Below are 2,662 nucleotides of genomic sequence, written 5' to 3'. Positions count from 1 at the left end.
TGAATGCGTCACTGGTTCAAAGCGTGCTCGCCCATCTGAACGCCCAACCACGTCCTCACCGCCAAGGAGCCATTGGAATCACCTGGCCCCTTCCTGGAGAACCCGATCTGCGCCGGCTGGCCGAACTTCAGCATGCCCCGCTTGCCCTGCCTGCAACGGCAGAGGACTACAGCGTCACCTATCACCCTTGGCGAGATGCTCCATCGCCAACAGAGCTTCGCGGTGATGCCTTTTCCATTCCAGCCCCACTTTCATCACCAGCCTTGAAACCGGATGCAATAGCCCTCTTGCTCATTCCCGCCCTTGCGGTCGATCAACGGGGCGTACGCCTTGGCTACGGAGGCGGCTGTTATGACCGCTTGCTCATCCAACCAGGGTGGTCAATGCTGCCGACCTTCGCAGTCCTCCCAGAGGCGTGCATTCATCCCACCTTGCTACCGACAGACCCCTGGGATCGGCCCTTGGATGGTTGGATCACTGAGAAGGGCTGCAGCTTGCGTAGGGCTAGCCAGCAGAGCGAATGTTCTGCAAGATGAAATCCTCGTCAGCCCGTTGCCATGACCGTGTTTTCACGCCGCTTGCTGGTCACTTGCACCGCCATAGGCCTTGGCGTCATGGCTGGCCAACAGGCCAAGGCGCATGGGATCGAAAGCTCACTGCGCTATCTCGATGGCCAATTAGAGCTGAGTAGCAGCTTTTCCACAGGTGAACCTGTTGAGGGTGCCATGGTGCGCCTGCTCAATGCCGATGGAACCCCTGGAGATGAACTCGGTGAGATCGGAGTGAATGGACAACTGGTCTTGACACTCCCAGACCTTGTTGAAGGCGTCTTGGACTTACAAGTAGACGGCGGCCCTGGCCATCGCGACTATTTGGAATTACCGATCCGCCAGGGAAGCGTCTTGCTGGACGAGGTGGTGCAAACGCGAAACCAAGCCCCAGCGCGATCGCATTTGGCCTGGGTGGGGGCACCAGCCCTGCTCGGACTTGTGAGCCTGATGGTTAAGGTGCGACCTTCCAGCCTGAATCGCTGAATCTGTCCATGGCAGAACCAAGCTGCTCTTCAAGTCAATACGGAAGCGAAGCACTCGACCGCCTAGTAGATCGACTTAGTGGCACGCCAGACCCACGCAAGCGTTACGAATACGTGTTATGGCTGGCCAAAAAGCTCCCGGCCATGCCAGCCGAACTGCAAACCGAAGACCGCAAGGTTCAAGGTTGTGTGTCTCAGGTGTTTGTTCACGCCGCTCTCCTGGACAACCACGTGTGTTGGCAGGGAGAGTCCGATGCCTTGATCACCAAAGGACTACTCGCCCTGCTGATTAAGGGGATGAGTGATCTCACCCCTGATCAGGTCTTGGCTGTCGACCCTGCATTCATTGCTGCCACCGGCCTGCAAGCAAGCCTTACCCCCTCGAGGGCCAACGGCTTTCTCAATATTTTGCGCGCGATGCAATCCCAGGCTCGTGCCTTAAAAAACACCGATGATGCGATGGATTCATAGAGTCTTCTGATTAGCGACGCAAACGGAACCTGTCCAATGTCCACCCGGATCGGAATCGGCCTTCTCGGTCTCGGCACTGTGGGTGCCGGAGTGGCAAGCATTCTCCAGACACCTGAAGGGAGACACCCTCTGATCGCTGATCTGGATTTAGTGCGGGTGGCGGTGAGAGATCGAAACCGCCCACGGCCCATCGCTCTGGACGAGAACATCCTCACCACATCCCCTGAAGCCGTCGTCGACGACCCGGCGGTGAACGTTGTGGTGGAAGTGATGGGAGGCATTGAGCCAGCCCGCACTCTGATCATGCGCGCCATTTCGGCTGGGAAGTCGGTTGTCACTGCGAACAAATCTGTGATCGCCAGGCATGGCGAAGAAATTGCGTCAGCAGCAGCGGCCGCAGGTGTCTACGTGCTGATTGAAGCCGCAGTTGGCGGCGGGATTCCGATCATTGAACCTCTCAAACAATCGCTCGGAAGCAACCGCATTCAACGCGTGAGCGGAATCATTAACGGAACCACCAATTACATCCTGAGTCGGATGGCTGACGAGGGCGCGGATTACAACGCTGTTCTTCGCGACGCCCAGGATCTGGGCTACGCCGAAGCCGACCCAGCTGCAGACGTCGAAGGGCTTGATGCTGCCGACAAAATCGCCATCTTGTCTGGATTGGCCTTTGGCGGTCCCATTGATCGCAACGGCATCTATACAGCAGGGATCAGCACGCTGCAAAGCAGAGACGTGGATTACGCCTCGCAGTTGGGCTATGGCGTCAAGCTCCTCGCAGTGGCCGAAAGCATGGAGCCCGACCCCAGCCATCCCACGTCCCTACCTCTGGCGGTCAGTGTTCAACCCACCCTGGTCCCCAATGACCACCCCCTCGCTGGGGTGAATGGGGTGAACAACGCCATTTTGGTCGAGGGGGATCCGATCGGAAGGGTGATGTTTTACGGACCAGGCGCCGGCTCTGGCCCCACCGCTTCGGCCGTGGTTGCCGACATCCTCAACATCGCTGGGGTTCGCCAACTCAAACCAGCAGAGGGAAACTTGGACCCTCTGCTGGCAGCCTCCAGCTGGCGCGCCTGCCATCTAGCGAACACGGAGCAAACGAGTCAACGAAATTATGTGCGTTTCAAAACAGAAAATGCACCAGGCGTCATC

General features: G+C 58.1%; 4 protein-coding genes. All 4 read left to right on the top strand.

All coding sequences use genetic code 11. The features are described 5' to 3' along the window. A partial coding sequence (locus tag NCN04_RS10335) for a 5-formyltetrahydrofolate cyclo-ligase (RefSeq protein WP_250396046.1) occupies nucleotides 1-536 on the top strand: 536 nt, incomplete at its 5' end. Between the two features lie 21 nt (nucleotides 537-557). Further along, nucleotides 558-1,034, top strand: coding sequence for a hypothetical protein (locus NCN04_RS10330; protein ID WP_053068514.1), 477 nt, complete (start codon nucleotides 558-560; stop codon nucleotides 1,032-1,034). An 8-nt stretch (nucleotides 1,035-1,042) separates the two neighbouring features. Further along, entirely contained in the window at nucleotides 1,043-1,504 is a 462-nt protein-coding gene (locus NCN04_RS10325) for a SufE family protein (RefSeq protein ID WP_250396045.1), read from the top strand. A gap of 36 nt (nucleotides 1,505-1,540) precedes the next feature. Continuing rightward, nucleotides 1,541-2,662 (top strand): homoserine dehydrogenase (locus NCN04_RS10320; RefSeq protein WP_250396044.1); only part of this gene is annotated, 1,122 nt, incomplete at its 3' end.

Origin of the sequence: Synechococcus sp. MU1655 (genome assembly GCF_023630655.1) — a bacterium.
Classification (GTDB): Bacteria; Cyanobacteriota; Cyanobacteriia; order PCC-6307; family Cyanobiaceae; genus Synechococcus_C.
Note: the sequence above shows the minus strand (reverse complement) of the source record. Positions and strands in the feature narration are given on the sequence as shown.